At 67.8% G+C, this 15,464-nt stretch carries 15 protein-coding genes; 7 read left to right on the forward strand and 8 right to left on the reverse strand.

Features of this window, described 5'->3' with window-relative positions; all coding sequences use genetic code 11:
* Positions 1–66: 66 nt before the first annotated feature.
* The 6 genes from LRS53_RS07605 (at position 67) to LRS53_RS07630 (ending at position 5,953) form a co-directional block, all read left to right on the forward strand.
* Positions 67–960: a metal ABC transporter substrate-binding protein gene (locus LRS53_RS07605; RefSeq protein ID WP_269216676.1), complete on the forward strand. Its 894-nt coding sequence runs from the start codon at positions 67–69 to the stop codon at positions 958–960.
* A complete protein-coding gene (locus LRS53_RS07610; RefSeq protein WP_064307070.1) occupies positions 957–1,727 on the forward strand; it encodes a metal ABC transporter ATP-binding protein in 771 nt (256 codons plus the stop codon). Before LRS53_RS07605 ends, LRS53_RS07610 begins: the two co-directional genes overlap by 4 nt.
* Complete coding sequence (locus tag LRS53_RS07615; RefSeq protein WP_064307069.1) at positions 1,727–2,581, forward strand: metal ABC transporter permease; 855 nt, start codon at positions 1,727–1,729, stop codon at positions 2,579–2,581. Before LRS53_RS07610 ends, LRS53_RS07615 begins: the two co-directional genes overlap by 1 nt.
* On the forward strand, positions 2,581–3,426 hold the full coding sequence (locus tag LRS53_RS07620) for a metal ABC transporter permease (RefSeq protein WP_231355517.1): 846 nt from the start codon (positions 2,581–2,583) through the stop codon (positions 3,424–3,426). Before LRS53_RS07615 ends, LRS53_RS07620 begins: the two co-directional genes overlap by 1 nt.
* A gap of 66 nt (positions 3,427–3,492) precedes the next feature.
* Complete coding sequence (locus LRS53_RS07625; RefSeq protein ID WP_017639179.1) at positions 3,493–3,927, forward strand: CBS domain-containing protein; 435 nt, start codon at positions 3,493–3,495, stop codon at positions 3,925–3,927.
* Positions 3,928–4,009: 82 nt separating this feature from the next.
* Positions 4,010–5,953, forward strand: a complete 1,944-nt coding sequence (locus LRS53_RS07630) for a TonB-dependent receptor domain-containing protein (protein WP_231355518.1) — start codon at positions 4,010–4,012, stop codon at positions 5,951–5,953.
* Positions 5,954–6,246: 293 nt separating this feature from the next.
* Here the strand turns inward: LRS53_RS07630 and LRS53_RS07635 are convergent, their stop codons facing one another.
* From LRS53_RS07635 to LRS53_RS07655, 5 genes are all read right to left on the reverse strand, one after another.
* Positions 6,247–7,602: an ATP-binding protein gene (locus tag LRS53_RS07635; RefSeq protein WP_231355519.1), complete on the reverse strand. Its 1,356-nt coding sequence runs from the start codon at positions 7,600–7,602 to the stop codon at positions 6,247–6,249.
* On the reverse strand, positions 7,599–8,327 hold the full coding sequence (locus LRS53_RS07640; RefSeq protein ID WP_231355520.1) for a response regulator transcription factor: 729 nt from the start codon (positions 8,325–8,327) through the stop codon (positions 7,599–7,601). The genes LRS53_RS07635 and LRS53_RS07640 overlap by 4 nt, the downstream gene beginning before the upstream one ends.
* Before the next feature lie 67 nt (positions 8,328–8,394).
* A complete protein-coding gene (locus LRS53_RS07645) occupies positions 8,395–9,060 on the reverse strand; it encodes a GNAT family N-acetyltransferase (RefSeq protein WP_231355521.1) in 666 nt (221 codons plus the stop codon).
* Positions 9,057–9,506 (reverse strand): GNAT family N-acetyltransferase, encoded by a 450-nt coding sequence (locus LRS53_RS07650; RefSeq protein ID WP_231355522.1) that lies wholly within the window; start codon positions 9,504–9,506, stop codon positions 9,057–9,059. The genes LRS53_RS07645 and LRS53_RS07650 overlap by 4 nt, the downstream gene beginning before the upstream one ends.
* 14 nt (positions 9,507–9,520) lie before the next feature.
* A complete protein-coding gene (locus tag LRS53_RS07655; RefSeq protein ID WP_231355523.1) occupies positions 9,521–10,153 on the reverse strand; it encodes an FMN-binding negative transcriptional regulator in 633 nt (210 codons plus the stop codon).
* 90 nt (positions 10,154–10,243) lie between these two features.
* Here LRS53_RS07655 and pdxR point away from each other — a divergent pair, with 90 nt between their 5' ends.
* A complete protein-coding gene (gene pdxR, locus LRS53_RS07660) occupies positions 10,244–11,659 on the forward strand; it encodes a MocR-like pyridoxine biosynthesis transcription factor PdxR (RefSeq protein WP_231355524.1) in 1,416 nt (471 codons plus the stop codon).
* A 9-nt stretch (positions 11,660–11,668) separates the two neighbouring features.
* On the opposite strand, the gene LRS53_RS07665 is transcribed toward pdxR, so the two are convergent.
* The 3 genes from LRS53_RS07665 to LRS53_RS07675 are packed head-to-tail and all read right to left on the reverse strand — an operon-like array spanning position 11,669 to position 15,372.
* On the reverse strand, positions 11,669–12,676 hold the full coding sequence (locus LRS53_RS07665) for a hypothetical protein (RefSeq protein WP_231355525.1): 1,008 nt from the start codon (positions 12,674–12,676) through the stop codon (positions 11,669–11,671).
* The gene (locus LRS53_RS07670; protein ID WP_231355526.1) at positions 12,676–14,469 is read right to left on the reverse strand and encodes a hypothetical protein; all 1,794 of its coding nucleotides are present in this window, start codon (positions 14,467–14,469) and stop codon (positions 12,676–12,678) included. Before LRS53_RS07670 ends, LRS53_RS07665 begins: the two co-directional genes overlap by 1 nt.
* 12 nt (positions 14,470–14,481) lie before the next feature.
* Complete coding sequence (locus LRS53_RS07675) at positions 14,482–15,372, reverse strand: SH3 domain-containing protein (protein ID WP_231355527.1); 891 nt, start codon at positions 15,370–15,372, stop codon at positions 14,482–14,484.
* Between the last annotated feature and the right edge of the window lie 92 nt (positions 15,373–15,464).

Consider the following 15,464-nt stretch of genomic DNA (forward strand, 5'->3'; position numbering starts at 1 on the left):
GCTGCACCTCTGATAGGTTGTGCTATCTAATTTAGCCAAGGCTATAAATACCGAGAGGCTGGCCGGATGCTGGAGAAGACGAAACGCTGGACCCTGATGGGTTTGTTGGGACTGCTGCTGGGCAACCCTGTCCAGGCGGCGGAGCCGTTCAAGGTGGTCACCACCTTCACGGTGATCGCCGACATGGCGCGCAACGTGGCGGGCGACGCCGCTCAGGTGGAGTCCATCACCAAGCCCGGTGCCGAGATCCACAACTACCAGCCCACCCCGGGCGATCTGCTCAAGGCACGCGATGCCCAGCTGGTGCTGTGGAACGGCCTGAATCTGGAGCTCTGGTTCGAGCGTTTCTTCAGCCGCATGAAGGACGTGCCCAGCGCGGTGGTCTCCCAGGGCGTCGCGCCCATCGCCATCGCCCAGGGCCCCTATGCCGGCAAGCCCAATCCCCATGCCTGGATGTCGCCGCAGGCGGCGCTGGTCTACGTCGACAACATCCGCGATGCGCTGGTGCAGCACGATCCGGCCAATGCCGAGACCTACCGCCGTAACGCCGAAGCCTACAAGACGCGCATCACCACCACCCTCGATCCCCTGCGCCAGCAGCTGCAGGGGATTCCCGAGCAGCGCCGCTGGCTGGTCTCCAGCGAGGGTGCCTTCAGCTATCTGGCGCGTGACCTGGGCCTCAAGGAACTCTATCTCTGGCCAATCAACGCCGATGCCCAGGGCACCCCGCAGCAAGTGCGCCGGGTGATCGAGACAGTGCGCGCCGAGCGGATTCCGGCGGTGTTCAGCGAGAGTACCGTGTCCGCCGCAGCGGCCGAGCAGGTGGCGCGGGAGAGCGGCGCCCGCTACGGCGGGGTGCTCTATGTGGATTCCCTGAGCGCCGCCGACGGTCCGGTGCCCACCTATCTCGACCTGCTGCGGGTCACCACCGAAACCCTGGTCAAGGGGCTAGCGCCATGATCGCTCTCGACGGGGTCGGCGTGACCTATCGCAATGGCCATACCGCCCTGCGCGACGCCAGCCTGGTGGTGCCCGGCGGGTCCATCACCGCCCTGGTGGGCGTCAATGGCAGCGGCAAGTCCACCCTGTTCAAGGCGATCATGGGCTTCGTGCCCCTGCGCACCGGTCAGGTGCGGGTCGATGACCTGCCGGTGGCCCAGGCCCTGAAGCGTAATCTGGTCGCCTATGTGCCCCAGAGCGAAGACGTCGACTGGGACTTTCCGGTGCGGGTGGAAGACGTGGTGCTCATGGGGCGCTATGGCCGGATGAATTTCCTGCGCCTGGCGCGCGCCGCCGATCACCAGGCGGTGGCCGCCGCCCTGGCCCGGGTAGGGCTGACCGACTTGCGCAAACGGCAGATCGGCGAACTCTCCGGTGGCCAGAAGAAGCGCGTCTTCCTCGCCCGCGCACTGGCCCAGGACAGCCGGGTGATCCTGCTGGATGAACCCTTCACCGGGGTGGACGCCACCTCCGAGCGCGCCATCATCGAATTGCTCCAGGCCCTGCGCGCCGAGGGTCGCTCGATGCTGGTCTCGACCCATGACCTGGCCAGCATCGAGCGCTTCTGCGACCGCACCGTGCTGCTCGATCGCACCGTGCTGGCCCAGGGGCCGACGGCCGAGGTCTTTACCCGGGAGAATCTGGAGCGGACCTTCGGTGGCGCCCTGCGCCTGTTCGAGGGGGGACGCCAGGCGTCGCAACCGCCCCAGTGGCGAGAGCGTGCCTGATGGAGTGGCTGCTGGAACCCCTGGCCTACGGCTACATGAAAAACGCCCTGGGCGCGGCGGCCCTGGTGGGTGGGCTGTGCGCCTTTCTCTCCGCTTATCTGATGCTCAAGGGCTGGTCGCTGATCGGCGATGCCCTGTCCCATGCCGTGGTACCGGGGGTGGCCGGCGCCTATCTGCTCGGGCTGCCGCTGGCCCTGGGCGCCTTTCTCGCCGGCGGCGCGGCGGCCGGGGCCATGCTGGGGCTGCGGCAGTACACCCGGCTGAAAGAAGACGTCATCATCGGCCTGATCTTCAGCGCCTTCTTTGGCGGCGGCCTGTTCCTGGTCTCGTTGGCGCCGGTGGCGGTGGACATCCAGACCATCGTCTTCGGCAACATCCTGGCCATCACCCCCGAGGCCAGTCGCCAGCTGCTGATCATCGCCGCCGTCTCCCTTTTGGTGCTGCTGCTCAAGTGGCGCGACCTCCTGCTGGTGTTCTTCGACGAGGGCCAGGCGCGTGCCTGCGGCCTCAATCCCACCGGCTACAAGCTGCTGTTCTTTACCCTGCTGGCGCTGAGCACCGTGGCGGCCATGCAGACGGTGGGCGCCTTCCTGGTCATCGCCCTGGTGGTGACGCCGGGGGCGACGGCCTATCTGCTCAGTGATCGCTTCTCGCGGGTGGTGCTGATCAGCGTGGCCATCGGCGTCGGCAGCGGCCTGCTGGGCACCTATCTCAGCTACTTCCTCGACGGCGCCACCGGAGGCTGCGTGGTGGTCCTGCAGACGCTGATCTTTCTGCTGGCCTTCGTGCTGGCGCCGCGTCACGGCCTGCTGGCCAATCGGCGCCGGGCCCGGCAGACGGCGGAGACGGGCTGATGGACTGGCTGCTGCTGACCCTGGAAGTCGATTTCATGCGCCAGGCGCTGCTGATGGCCGTGCTGGTGGCGGTACCCACGGCGCTGCTGTCCTGTTTCCTGGTGCTCAAGGGCTGGGCGCTGCTGGGCGACGCCATCGCCCACGCGGTGTTTCCCGGCCTGGTGCTGGCTTCGGCGCTGGGGGCGCCCCTGGTCGTGGGCGCCTTCGTCGCGGGACTGGGTTGCGCCCTGGCCACCGGCTATCTCAAGCGCCACAGCCGGGTGAAGCAGGACACCCTCATGGGCGTGGTCTTCTCCGGCATGTTCGGCCTGGGCCTGGTGCTGCACGCCAGGCTGCCCACCGAGCTGCACCTGGACCACATCCTGCTCGGCGATCTGCTGGGAGTGACCCCGGAGGCCTTCTGGCAGATGGCGGTGATCGCCGCCCTGGTGCTGCTGGCGCTGGTCTGTCGCTGGCGCGACCTGCTGGTGCTGGCCTTCGATGCCGCCCAGGCACGGGCCCTGGGCCTGCGGGTGGAGTTGCTGCACTACGGCCTGCTCGGACTCATCGCCCTGACCGTGGTCGGCGCCCTGCAGGCAGTGGGCATGGTGCCGGTGGTGGCCTTGCTGATCGCCCCCGGTGCCACCGCCTTCCTGCTGACCCACTCCTTTGGCTGGATGCTGCTGGTGGCCACGACGCTGGCCGTGGCGGCCGCCCTGGGCGGGGTGTTGCTGAGCCTGGTCTGGGACAGCGCGCCAGCACCGACCATGGTGCTGCTGCTGACGGTCGGTTTCCTGCTGGCCCTGGCATGGCGCCTGTGGCGGGATCGACGTCGTTCGGGCGACAAGGGCGTTCAAGCGGCCTGATGTAATCAGCTGACCGGCTCTGCCAGGCGTCGCCGGTCACGCTCGCCTTACCTCAGGAGAACCACCATGAAAACCGTCGCCCAGTTGCTCGCCCTCAAGACCCAGCAGGACGTCTACACCATCGCTCCGGACGCCTGGGTGCTCGACGCCCTGCGGCTGATGGCGGAAAAGAACGTCGGGGCCCTGCCGGTGATGCGCGATGGCGAGCTGGTGGGCATCGTCAGCGAGCGTGACTATGCGCGCAAGGTGGCGCTGGAGGGGCGTTCCTCCTATGCCACCCCGGTCAGCGAGATCATGACCGAGGCGGTCATCATCGTGCTGCCGCAGCAGACCGTGGGCGACTGCATGCAGATGATGACCGACCACCACCTGCGCCACCTGCCGGTGATGGGCAATGGCAAGCTGATCGGACTGCTGTCCATCGGTGACCTGGTCAAGGCGACCACCGTGCAGCAGGCGGAGCTGATCCGCCACCTGGAAGGCTACATCCGCGGCGAGTGAGGGCATCTGTCCCAACCTGTCCCAATTTGCGTAACGTCAATCATTACCATCCGTGCCCTTTCCCGTCTGGAGGGCACGCTGCATGGCAAGGTTGCAACGCTTCATCCCTACGCCCCTGGCGCTCGGCCTGGCTGTGGCCAGTCTGGCGATCCAGGCCGAAGAGATCACCGATCTCGACACCACGGTGGTCACCGCCTCAGGCTTCGAACAGCGGCTGGAGGACGCCCCGGCCTCGGTCACGGTGATCGACGCCGAGACCCTGCGCAAGCGCCCGATCCGCGATCTGGGCGATGCCCTGCGCGACGTCGAGGGGGTAGTGGTCAACGGCGCGGCCAACGAGACCGACATCTCCATCCGCGGCATGCCGGGGGACTACACCCTGATTCTGGTCGACGGCAAGCGGCAAAGCGCGCGGGAGTCACGGGTCAACGGCAATCGCGGCTACGAGCAGAGCTTCATCCCACCAGCCGCGGCCATTGAGCGCATCGAGGTGGTGCGGGGGCCCATGTCCTCGCTGTACGGCTCCGATGCCATCGGTGGGGTGATCAACATCATCACCAAGAAGAACACCGCCACCTGGCATGGCTCCCTGACCACCGACTACATCGCCCAGCAGCACAGCGATCAGGGCAATTCGCGCCAGGGCCAGTTCTTTCTCAGCGGGCCGCTGCACAGCGAATTGCTCGGCCTGCAGCTGTGGGGCCGCTACCTGGATCGCCAGGCCGACGACGACATCGAGCAGACCCAGGGCTTCAGCAAGGCGCGCCATCGCGACCTGACCGGGCGCCTGGCCTTCACCCCGAACGAGAATCATGAATTTCTGCTGGAGGCCGGGCAGACACGTCTGCGCAACGGCGACGGCCTGAGCGACAACTGGGCGACCCGCCAACAGGACAACGACCGCGATCACTGGTCGCTGAGTCACACTGGCCACTGGGCCGGCGGGCTGCGCTCGGACGTGTCGCTGCTGCACGAGGAGACCTCCCGCGAAGGCCTGGCCACGCCGGCGCAGACCGATGTCTATGGGCGCAAGCCGCAGGTCGAGAACACCGTGTTCGACGCCAAGCTAGTGACGCCACTGGACGACCACCTGCTCACCACCGGTCTGCAATACAACCGCGGCGAGGTGCAGGACTGGAACCAGGGGCTGAACGATCGCCGTCAGTACTCCTTCGCGGTGACCCAGCAGGCCTTGTTCGCCGAGGACGAGTGGGCCATCACCGACAGCTTCGCCCTCACCGGCGGGCTGCGCCTGGATCACCACGAGCTGTATGGCAATCACTGGAGTCCGCGGCTCTATGGGGTCTGGCATGCAACCTCCGAGTGGACCTTCAAGGGCGGCGTCTCGCGCGGCTTCAAGGCACCGGAAATCCGCGCCGTGGCGCCGGGTTATGCCTATCTGCGGCGCAACCGCTTCGTCATGCTCGGCAATCCGGATCTCAAGCCGGAAACCAGCACCAACTACGAGGTGGCGGCGCTCTGGTCCAACCGGCGCAATCTGGAGGCGGCGGCGACGCTGTTCTACAACGACTTCCGGGACAAGCTGTCCACGGTCACCACCACCGAGCGCTGGAACGGCTATATCCGCATGGATCGCATCAACGTCGACGAGGCGGTGATCCGCGGTGTGGAGCTCAGCGGTGGCTGGGACATCACCGAGGCCCTGCGTCTGGGCGGCAACTTCACCTATCTCGACTCAGAGCAGCGCAGCGGTCCCAACCAGGGTGCGCCCCTGGCCCTGACCCCGGAGCGCAAGGCCAACGTCCGCCTGGACTGGACCCTGTCGGACCGCCTCAACCTGTGGACGGCGCTGGACTACTACGGTGAAGAGTACGACGCTACCCTGACCGGCGAGGCCGCCCCGGCCTATACCACCTGGGACGTGGGCGGTGGCTTCGTGGCGACGCGCAACCTGAGCTTCAATGCCGCCATCCGCAACCTGAACGACCGCCGCCTGGACGACGAGACCTATGGCACGGTGAACTACGGCCGGCATCTCTGGGTGAGTGCGACCTTGAGTTTCTAGGGGGACTCGGATGCTCCACGTGGAACCTCCACTGTGGTGGACGCGCGTTGGTGCCGGAACCGTAGCGTGGGAAACGGCGGAGCCTTTTCCACCAGGAAATCCGCTGTGAGGCGCGCCCTCACCCCAACCCTCTCCCAAAGGGAGAGGGGCTAGCCGAGCAGGCGTTCGTGTCCAGCCCCAGCGAAATCCTGATCGATCAGGTGTCGCTACTTTGGGAGTGATTGTTCTGGCGTGACAAGGCCTTTTGTTTGGACTATCGCGGCCATGGGCCGCTCCTACGGGATATCCGGCTGCTAGGGGGTCGACGGCAGCAGGATCCGCGCGCAGAGGCCGCCTTGCGGGCGATTGTGCAGCTGCAGTTCCCCGCCATGGGCGAGGATGCAGGCGCGGGCGATGGCCAGGCCCAGACCCAGGCCGCGGGCGGAGTCCTGCCCCGGGGGCCGGTAGAAGGGCTCGAAGACCTGCTCCAGCTGATCCTCCGGCAAGCCGGGGCCGTCGTCGAGGATGTCCAATCGGAGCAGCTGTGGCTCGGGTCGCGACAGCTCCAGGACGGCGCTGCCGCCGTGCTGCAGGGCGTTGTCGAGCAGATTGCCCAGGGCGCGCTTGAGCGCCAGCGGACGACCGCGGAGCGGTGTCGCGGCGGCGCCCGACCAGGTCACCGGCTGGCCCAGCGCCCGGTAACGCCCGTGCAGGTCCTGCAGCAGGGCACTCAGGTCGACCTCCTGATGGGCTTCGGTCTGGCGTTCGCCACGGATGAAGTCGAGGGTTTCCTGCACCATGGCGTCCAGTTCGGCCAGGCTTTCCTCCATGTCGTCGCGTTCGGCCGAGGGCTCTAGCAGGGCCAGCTGCACCCGCAGTGCGGCCAGCGGAGTGTTGAAGTCGTGGCTGATGGCGGCCAGCATGCGCACCCGATCGTCCAGGTGGCGCAGCAGCCGCTCCTGCATCAGCTCGAAGGCCGCGGCCAGTTCCCTGGCCTCGCGCGGGCCCTGGCGGACCTCCAATCGACTGCGCTCGCCCCGGCTGAGTCCCTCGGCGGCGCGGGTGAGCCGTTGCAGCGGCCGTACCAGCTGGCCGATCAACAACCAAGCCAGCAGCAGCACCGGTAGGGCGCCCAGCAGCAGCGACCAGCCCAGGGCGGTCAGCCAGCCGTCGCTGCGCGCCGGATACTGCACGGCATTGAGCCAGCGACCGTCCGGCAGGCGCACGCTGCTGCGCAAGCGCAGGGGGGCCCAGCCGGCCGGGGTCAGCGGTGAGGCGCGGGCGGCGTCGCCCGCCAGGCCTTCCAACTGCATCACCAGGCCGTCTTCGGTCTGCCCCAGGCGTCGCGCCAGATCCCGGGTCAGGCGACGTTCCTCGGCGAGCATGGCGAAGGGCGTCACCTCAGGCGTCGCGGCCACCCAGACCTGCGCCGGTGCCTCGGCCAGCACTCGCAGCAGGGCCTGCGCCTGTACCGTCGGCAGGCGTTCGACCGCGGTACGGGCCACCGCCAGGCGCTCCAAGGCCTGGCCATAGGACAGCGAATGGACCAGCGCGCCGGTCTGGTGCAGGACCAGCGCCGCGGCCGCGTGCGCCAGCAGCAAGGCGGCGCAGAACAGCAGACAGAGGCGCGGCGTGATGCCCTGCAGCCAGCGCCGCCAGGGAGCGATCATGGCCCGTCCAGTGCCTCTACCGGGCAGTCCAGCAGATAGCCGCGCCCCCAGACGGTGCGCAGCGGCGACTCGCCGGTCGAATCGGCCAGGCGCAGGCGCAGCCGACTGACCTGGCGATCCAGGCTGCGGTCTTCCAACTCGCGATCGGGCGGTCGCACCCGGTCCAGCAAGAGATCGCGATGCAGCACGGTCTGGGGCTGGCACAGGAACGCCAGCAGCAGGCGGGCCTCCGCCTGGCCCAGGCGGCGGGTGCTGCCATCGGGATACTGCAGGCGCTGACTGACGGCGGCGTAGTGCCAGCCTGCGAAACGATAGGTTGCCGCTGGGATGGACTCGCGCGGAGGCGGCGGCGCGGTCGTCCGGGAGCGACGATGCAGGGTGCGAATCCGCGCCACCAATTCACGCGGTTCGAACGGCTTGGTCAGGTAGTCGTCGGCGCCCTGTTCCAGGCCCAGCACCCGATCGTCCAGTTCGCCCCGGGCGGTGAGCAGGATCACCGGCGTCGTGTCGCGCTGGCGCAGCTCACGGCAGAGACTGAAGCCGTCGCCATCCGGCAGCATCACGTCGAGGACGATGACATCGAAGCGCTGCTGCGCGAGCAGCGCCTTCATTCGCGTGGCATCGGCCGCGGTGGTGGCTTCGAACCCCTGGCGCCGCAAGTAGATCGCCAGGGGTTCGCGCAGCTTGCGGTGGTCGTCGACGAGCAGAACGTGGATGGCGGTCACGGCAAAGGAGACTGGTGGTAGCAACCTCTCTAGGATAGCGCTTTGCCCGCCTCCTTGGTATTGCTTCTCATTTGCTGGACGTGATCGCCAGGGCGCTCAGCTGGCGCCCTGCCGCATCGAAGTTCTCCGCCGCCAGCCAACGTCTGAAGCCTGCGTCCACCGCGGGCCATTCGTGATCCAGTAAGCTGAACCAGGCGGTGTCGCGGTTGCGACCCTTGACCACCCGGTGCTGGCGGAACAGACCTTCAGGGCGCATGCCCAGTCGCTCGGCGGCGCGCTTGGAACGGGCATTGGCGTTGTCGCATTTCCACTCCAGACGGCGAAAGCCCAGGGCGAAGGCCTCCTGCATCAACAGATAGAAGGCCTCGGTGGCCAGGGGCGTACGCTGCAGACGCCCGCCAAAGGCGACATGGCCGATCTCGATGCTACCGTGTTCAGGGACGATGCTCATCAGGCTGAGTTGCCCCAGGGCACGGCTGTCGCGGGGATCCACCACGGCGTAGAACAGCGGATCGGGACCTTCGGCCAGGCCCGCCAGCCAGCCGTCGAAGGCCGCCTGCTCGGTGAAAGGGCCATAGGGCAGAAAGTCCCACAGGGCCGGGTCATGGTGGTGCAGGGCCTGCCAGAGATCGGCGCCGTGGCGCTGCGGATCGAGGGGTTCCAGACGTACATGATGGCCTTGCAGCAGGCGCGGCTGAGGCAGGCGGGCGGGGGTCCAGTCGAGGGCGGTCATGCCCTGTCTCCCAGCAGGTGGCGGTACTGGATGAAGCCGGGGCGGGTGGCGATGCGGTCGTAGAGCTGGCGTCCCGCCTGGTTGGTCTCCTGGGTCAGCCAGTGCACCCGGTCGCAGCCATCCGCTTCGGCACGGGCATAGACATGCTCGATCAGGGCGCGGCCCAGGCCGCCACCGCGATGGCCTTCGGCGACATAGAGATCCTGCAGGTAGCAGTAGTCGGTCTCGGTCCAACAGGACGGGTGATAGATGAAATGCACCAGGCCCAGGGGCCGCTCGCCGTCCCAGGCCAGGGCGCCATTCAGGGGCTGAGCGGGATCGAGCAGGCGCTGCCAGGTGCGGGCATAGGTCGTTGCTGGCAGGACGGTCTCGTAGAAGGCCAGGTAGGCCTGCCAGAGGTCGTGCCAGACGGCGTGATCGGTTTCGGTCAGGGGGCGGATGGTCATGGGTGATTCCAAGGTCAGGCGGGAGAGGGGATCAGGGCGGCCAGGGCCTGGTCGCCGGGTACAGGGCTGGCGGCCAGCCCCTGGCGGACGCCTTCGCGGTCGGCGGCGGTGCGATTCTGGCTGAGCTTGGCGATGCCCTGGAGGCTGTCCAGCGGCAGGCGCAGACCACGGATGGCGCGCAGCATGCCCCGCACGAAGTCCGCTGGTGCATCCGCGACCTGCCAGGGCCGGGCGCGCCCGGCTTCGTGCTGGTCGGTGAGGCGCTCCAGCAGCGGTAGCAGGCGCTCGGGGTCATCGAACACCTCGACGCGGCCGCGGGCGTGCACCGCCTGGTAGTTCCAGGTCGGCACCACCCGGCCATGTTCGGCCTTGCCGGGATAGAAGGCCGGGCTGACATAGGCCTGGGGTCCCTGGAACACCGCCAGTACCTGTCCCGCCTCGACCATCGCCGGGGCCTGGGGATTGCTACGCGCCAGATGGCCGTAGAGGGTGCCATAGGGGCCCTCGTCGGGCTCCAGCCAGAGCGGCAGATGGCTCACCAGCGGACCGGTGTCGGTCTGGCTGATGAGCAGCGCCAGGGCGTGATCGCGCAGGTGCTGGTGCAGCCTGGGCAGGTCGTCGAGGCGGAAGGCGGGATTGGGATACATGGGCAGGAACTCCAGTGACGTCCGGCCATGCTAAGGTCGGCTTTGGCTCCCTGTAAGAGCCAATGTCCATGACTTTCAGGGTGCCAATCCATGCTGGGATTCGAGCCGTCGGGGCTGTTGCTGGAATCGGGTCAGGGCCTGGCGCGCCAGCTCTACCAGGGCCTGCGCGAGCGCATCCTGGCCGGCGAGCTGGCCGCTGGAGTGCGGCTACCCGCCAGTCGCGAACTGGCGCGGCTGCTGGGCGTGTCGCGCAATACCGTAACCGCCGCCTACGAGCAGCTCCTGGCCGAGGGCTTTCTCGACAGCCGTCCGGGTGACGGCACCTATGTCGCGCCCGTGACCCGGGCGCTGGCTGCTCCCGAAGCCACGGCCAGTGCGACACCCGTACCCCTGGCCAGCGTGCCGCCCGGCGCGCCGTGCGCCTTTCGGGTCGGCTTGCCGGCGGTGGACCTGTTTCCCTTCGCCACCTGGGCGCGGTTGCAGCAGCGCTTCTGGCGCCAGCCGGAGCCGGCGCTGCTGGGTTATCGCGAACCTGGCGGCGAACCGCGGCTGCGCCGCCTGCTGAGCGCCTACCTGCGCCAGGCGCGGGGCCTGGTCTGCGCACCCGAGCAGATCCTCATCACCAGCGGTGCCCAGCAGGCCATCGAACTCTGCGCCCGGTTGCTGCTGGCGCCCGGAGCCCGGGCGGCCATGGAGGATCCTGGCTATCGCGCCGCGGGCCTGGCCTTGCAGAGTAGCGGGGCGCGGTTGCAGGGCGTTGCGGTGGATGGGGCCGGGCTGATGGTGGAGCAGTTGGCAGGGCTGCCGGACTGCCGGCTGGTCTACGTCACTCCTTCGCACCAGTATCCCACCGGCGCGGTGCTGTCCCTGCCGCGCCGCCTGGCGCTGCTGGACTGGGCGCGCCAGCGGGACGGCTGGATCGTCGAGGACGACTACGACGGCGAGTACCGCTACCAGGGCGCGCCGCTGGCGCCCCTGGCCGCGCTGGATCGTCACGGTCGGGTGCTCTATGTCGGCACCTTCTCCAAGATCGCCTTTCCCGGTCTGCGCCTGGGCTATCTGGTGGCCCCGCCCGCGCTGGTGCCGGCGCTGCTGGAGCTGCAACGGGCCGGCATCCGCCATCTCGACAGCGCCACCCAGACGGTCATGGCCGATTTCATCGAACAGGGCCATTTCCAGCGCCACATCCGGCGCATGCGACGTGCGGCGCGCAGTCGCCGCGATGCCCTGCTGGCCGGCTGGCCAGAGGTTGCCGGCTGCGCCCCGCCGGGCGTCCCGGTGGCCGGCCTGCATCTGTGCCTGCCGGTCACCCACCTGGCCCGCGAAGCCGAACTGGTGACCTGGGCGGCCGCGGTCGGGGTGGAACTCAATGCGCTGTCGCGATACTGGCTGCCCGAGGCCCCGACCCCGGCCGACGCTCGCGCCGGGTTGGTGCTGGGTTTTGCGGCGGTGCCGGAGGCGCGGATTGTCGAGGCGCTGGCCAGGCTGCGGAGAGCCTGGGCCTGAGCGCTGCCGTCAGAGGCTTTTCGACTCCAGGTTGAGGCGGTCCAGCAGGCCGGCGGCGCCCGCGGGATCCAGGGCTGCGGTCAGCGCGACCTCCAGGGTATCGCCCAGACGCACGCGCTCCTTGGGCGCAAGGCTTACCCGCAGACCGTCTTCTTCGCCAGAGGCCAGATCGACCAGACCCTTGCAGAGATCCTTGCCGCGCGCACCCAGGCTCTGGAACTCCTGCAGGCAGTCATTGCGCTGCTGCTGGTACGCCGCGGCCAGGACCCGGTCACGCTGCTTGTCGAAGTCGCCCGCGGTAGGGTCGAGCGGCAGATAACGGCGGGTCAGGGCCAGGCTGCGCTTGAAATAGCCCTGATCCGTGACATCCACCCGCAAGCCCTTAAGTTCGGCGCGTTGCGCGCTCTGCTGCAGCTTGCCCAGCAGACCGAAGGATGACAGCAGACCGCGCTGGCCCACCTGCTGGCCATTTTCAGCCATGTCACTCAGGTCTTCCGCCAGGCGGCGGACCTGAGCCAGCGACAGGCTCGCATCCACGTCCAGCAGTTCCGGCAGGTCCAGGGTCAGGCCGATGTCCGCCAGCTCATCCTCGACGTTCCATTTCAGCCGGCCGGAAAAGGGCGCCAGTTCGGCACGCCCGCTGGCGAGCAGCAGACCACCAACCAGGGGCAGGTGCAGCGCCGTCGAGCGCCCCTTGGCGTCGGGCGGAAAAGCCACGCCTTCGAACTGGACATCGGCTCGGCGGTGAGCCGGTTCGTCCTTGAGGTCGGAGAGGGTCAACTGGGCGATGCTCGGCCCATCGCTGATGCGCACCTCGTGCAGCTTGATCGTGCCGCCCAGCGGTGAGGAGGACAGCGACTGCCAGCTGATCCGGTCCTGCAGGCGGTGTTCGAACAGCCAGTCGCGCAGACGTCCGTCGGCGACATGAGCGGCGTAGGCCTTGAGACCGAAATAGCCGCCGATCACCACGACCAGCGCTGCCCCGGCCAGGAGTTTGACGTTGAGAGTCCGTTTCATCAGAAGCGCTCCTCGCCGAGACCGGCATCCTTGAGCTGTTGGCGGGCCGCCTCGGGGGTCCAGGCGGGGTCTTCGAATTGCACCCGTGCCAGCGCCAGGGGATCGCGCAGGTCGCTGCAACCTTCGCTGGTGCAGGGCTGCACGACCTTGGCCGTCAGGTGCGTCAGGGGCAGGTCGTCGGCGTCACGCGCCTTCGGATCGAGCTGCAGAGTGCCGCTCAGGACATACCAGCCGGTCTTGGCCGAGGTGCCGGCTGGTACCTGCGCCTGGATCGGATAGGGATAGTCGAGGGTCCAGCCATCGCTATTCGTCTTGGTCACCCTGGCGATCAGGCGTACGGGATGGGTAGCGCCACGCACCAGGTCGCCATAGTCGCCACCACTGCCCGGCGCGTAGTCCACATCGTTGACCTGCCGCGCCAGCAGCGCCTGGGGATTGCTGCGCGCTTCCCGGGTCAGGCGCTCGTAGGTATCGAGCTGGTCACGGGCACGGGCCGCCTGCTGCATCCGTGCCTGCCGGGCTTCGCGCTCACGCTCGCGTGCGGCCTGCTCGCGCTGGCGCGCCTGCTTCTCGTCCCAGCGGAAAAGGTAGTTGGTGGCCTGTTCGGGATTGAATTGCCAGGCCTTGTTGCGCCAGTTCTGACCAATGGCAACCTCGTAGAGCCAGTAGTCCTGGCTGACCTCGCCGCTACCCCATGACTGTTGCGTAGAGCCTTTGTGGAAATCCCGCATGGCAAGAACGGAGAATTGCTGGATGTCCACCTTTAGTGCCGATATCTGGTGCTGGGTCTGCTCGATGATGGGCTGAATCCGTGAGAGCTGGCGGAATTGCTCACTATCGGCTGTCACGAAAAGGACCGTTGGATAGTTCACGAGCCAACCCCTTTGATAGGAGTAGCGTAGCCGCAAGAGGCTATAGCTGGCGGTGGCCGGGTCGCTAGCCAGCAGGAACAGGGCGCGCTTCTGATCGTCGAAACCGACAAACCGCAGGGGAGGCAGGTGGTCGTCCAGCGGCAGTCCGTTGAGGAAGAAACCCTTCCAGCGCTGCAACTGCTTGCCGTCGCTCCGCTCCAGAACGAGTTCACCCTCGCCCTGGGCCAGGCCGTTCTCGCAACGGATACCGCTGGAGCGAACCTGGAGGTAGCGGCTGTCTTCCTCGGCCTTGAAGGGGACGCGGAAGGCGCAACCCTGGCTGTCCTTGAGGGTGGTCATGAAGTCGCTCTTGGCCAGTTCGGCCTCGCCATCGCCCGGACGCCAGCCGGCGACATCGAAATCGGTGGCGATCTGACCGGCAGGCGCCTTGGCTGCAGGTGCAGGCTCGACCTTGGCCGGCGCGACAGGTGTCGATTCGGCGACCGGGGCCGCTGGCGCTGCGGGTGCCGGTGCCTCTGGGACTACCGGGGGAGTGGCAGGCCTGGCCGTCTCAGGCGCCGCCTTGGGCGGCTCGACGGCAGCCGGATTCTGTACCTGCGCCGTCCAGGCCGTGGCCTTGGTGGCCGAGCCCTTCAGCCGGGCGTCGGTGGTACCGGTCGCCGTCCAGGTCAGGCGTTCGGCCTGGTCGCACTGCTTGCCGAGCAATGCGCCGATCTTGGGCATCAGGCGTTCGACGGGCATGGCCTCGGCAGGCTTGCCATAGACGAAGCGCAGCGCCAGGTCGGGGGCGCACCAGGCGGCTGCAGAGTGATCGACGAAGACCTCGACGTCTTCGGCCTTGGAATAGGCGAGGCGAGTGCTTTCGGCCTGGGCAGCCGTGGCCGTGGCCAGCAGCGTCAGGGCCAGCAGGGTGGGTTTCATGGTCATCCTTCCTTAGATCAGTTCCCAGGCACCGTCAGCGGCCTGGCAGGCCTTGGTGGTCTGCTGATCCTGCTGACCGTCCTGGCTCAGGCTGTAGTTCAGGGTGCGGCAGGTGGTCTTGGCGGCGACCTTGTCCTGCACCGGCGCGGCATCGAGATCGGCGGCGTCGAGGTCCACGCCCTGCTGCTTGGCGCTGGCCACGTCCAGGGTGTCCAGATCCACCGCAGGTACCGGTTGAGCCTTGGTCTTGCCAGCGGTCGCCAGCGTGGCAGCGGTCGCCGGTGTCACCAGGGGCGCGTAGACATAGCCGATGGTGACGCCCTTGCGGCCCACGGCGATCCAGTCGTTGCCGGTACGGCCCAAAGCGGTGAAGCGGGTACCCGTAGGCAGTCCGCCGACCTTGGCGGCGTTGTCGTTGGGCGCGGCGCGCAGGTTGGCCGACTTGATCGACTGATAGGGCTTGTTGAGCAGGGTCAACTGCTCGACCTTCTGCACCTTGGGCGTGCGCTTGACCGCCACCTGGCGGGCTTCGGTCTCGGTCGCCACCGGCACGATGCGGGCAGTGGCGCCACTGTGGTCGGAGGTCCAGGTGGTCACCTGACCATCCTGGGCGTGCTCCAGCGCCTTTTGCGTCTGCACGGCCAGGGCCTCGCGATCACGCTGGTCGAGTTTGGCCCCAAGGGTCTTGCCCAGGGCGCCACCGGCGAGGGCACCGGCCAGCATGGCGGCGGTACGGCCACTGCCACCACCGATCTGACTGCCGATGAGGATGCCGGCCGCCGCCCCGACCACGGTGCCGACGTTTTCCTGATTGAGCCATTCGTTCTGCGACATGTTGGAGCAGCCAGTGACGGCGAGGCTGCCACCCAGGCAGAGAACGGCAAGGCGATGACGAGGCTTCATAACGAGTCCTTTCCGAAGCGAAAATTTAGGAGGAGGGAATGGTAGAGGCTTGCTCCAGAGACGTTGTGACCTGATTCACTGAAAGCGGGTTT

Origin of the sequence: Pseudomonas sp. PLB05, assembly GCF_021106615.1 — a bacterium.
Classification (GTDB): Bacteria; Pseudomonadota; Gammaproteobacteria; order Pseudomonadales; family Pseudomonadaceae; genus Chryseomonas; species Chryseomonas benzopyrenica.

Excerpts from the sequence above, each read along its gene's own strand:
- LRS53_RS07630 (WP_231355518.1), top strand. The coding sequence starts at position 4,010 with ATGGCAAGGTTGCAACGCTTCATCCCTACGCCCCTGGCGCTCGGCCTG.
- LRS53_RS07650 (WP_231355522.1), bottom strand. The coding sequence starts at position 9,506 with ATGACCATCCGCCCCCTGACCGAAACCGATCACGCCGTCTGGCACGAC.
- pdxR (WP_231355524.1), top strand. The coding sequence starts at position 10,244 with ATGCTGGGATTCGAGCCGTCGGGGCTGTTGCTGGAATCGGGTCAGGGC.
- LRS53_RS07635 (WP_231355519.1), bottom strand. The coding sequence starts at position 7,602 with ATGATCGCTCCCTGGCGGCGCTGGCTGCAGGGCATCACGCCGCGCCTC.
- LRS53_RS07675 (WP_231355527.1), bottom strand. The coding sequence starts at position 15,372 with ATGAAGCCTCGTCATCGCCTTGCCGTTCTCTGCCTGGGTGGCAGCCTC.
- LRS53_RS07670 (WP_231355526.1), bottom strand. The coding sequence starts at position 14,469 with ATGAAACCCACCCTGCTGGCCCTGACGCTGCTGGCCACGGCCACGGCT.
- LRS53_RS07655 (WP_231355523.1), bottom strand. The coding sequence starts at position 10,153 with ATGTATCCCAATCCCGCCTTCCGCCTCGACGACCTGCCCAGGCTGCAC.
- LRS53_RS07620 (WP_231355517.1), top strand. The coding sequence starts at position 2,581 with ATGGACTGGCTGCTGCTGACCCTGGAAGTCGATTTCATGCGCCAGGCG.
- LRS53_RS07615 (WP_064307069.1), top strand. The coding sequence starts at position 1,727 with ATGGAGTGGCTGCTGGAACCCCTGGCCTACGGCTACATGAAAAACGCC.
- LRS53_RS07605 (WP_269216676.1), top strand. The coding sequence starts at position 67 with ATGCTGGAGAAGACGAAACGCTGGACCCTGATGGGTTTGTTGGGACTG.
- LRS53_RS07625 (WP_017639179.1), top strand. The coding sequence starts at position 3,493 with ATGAAAACCGTCGCCCAGTTGCTCGCCCTCAAGACCCAGCAGGACGTC.
- LRS53_RS07610 (WP_064307070.1), top strand. The coding sequence starts at position 957 with ATGATCGCTCTCGACGGGGTCGGCGTGACCTATCGCAATGGCCATACC.
- LRS53_RS07665 (WP_231355525.1), bottom strand. The coding sequence starts at position 12,676 with ATGAAACGGACTCTCAACGTCAAACTCCTGGCCGGGGCAGCGCTGGTC.
- LRS53_RS07645 (WP_231355521.1), bottom strand. The coding sequence starts at position 9,060 with ATGACCGCCCTCGACTGGACCCCCGCCCGCCTGCCTCAGCCGCGCCTG.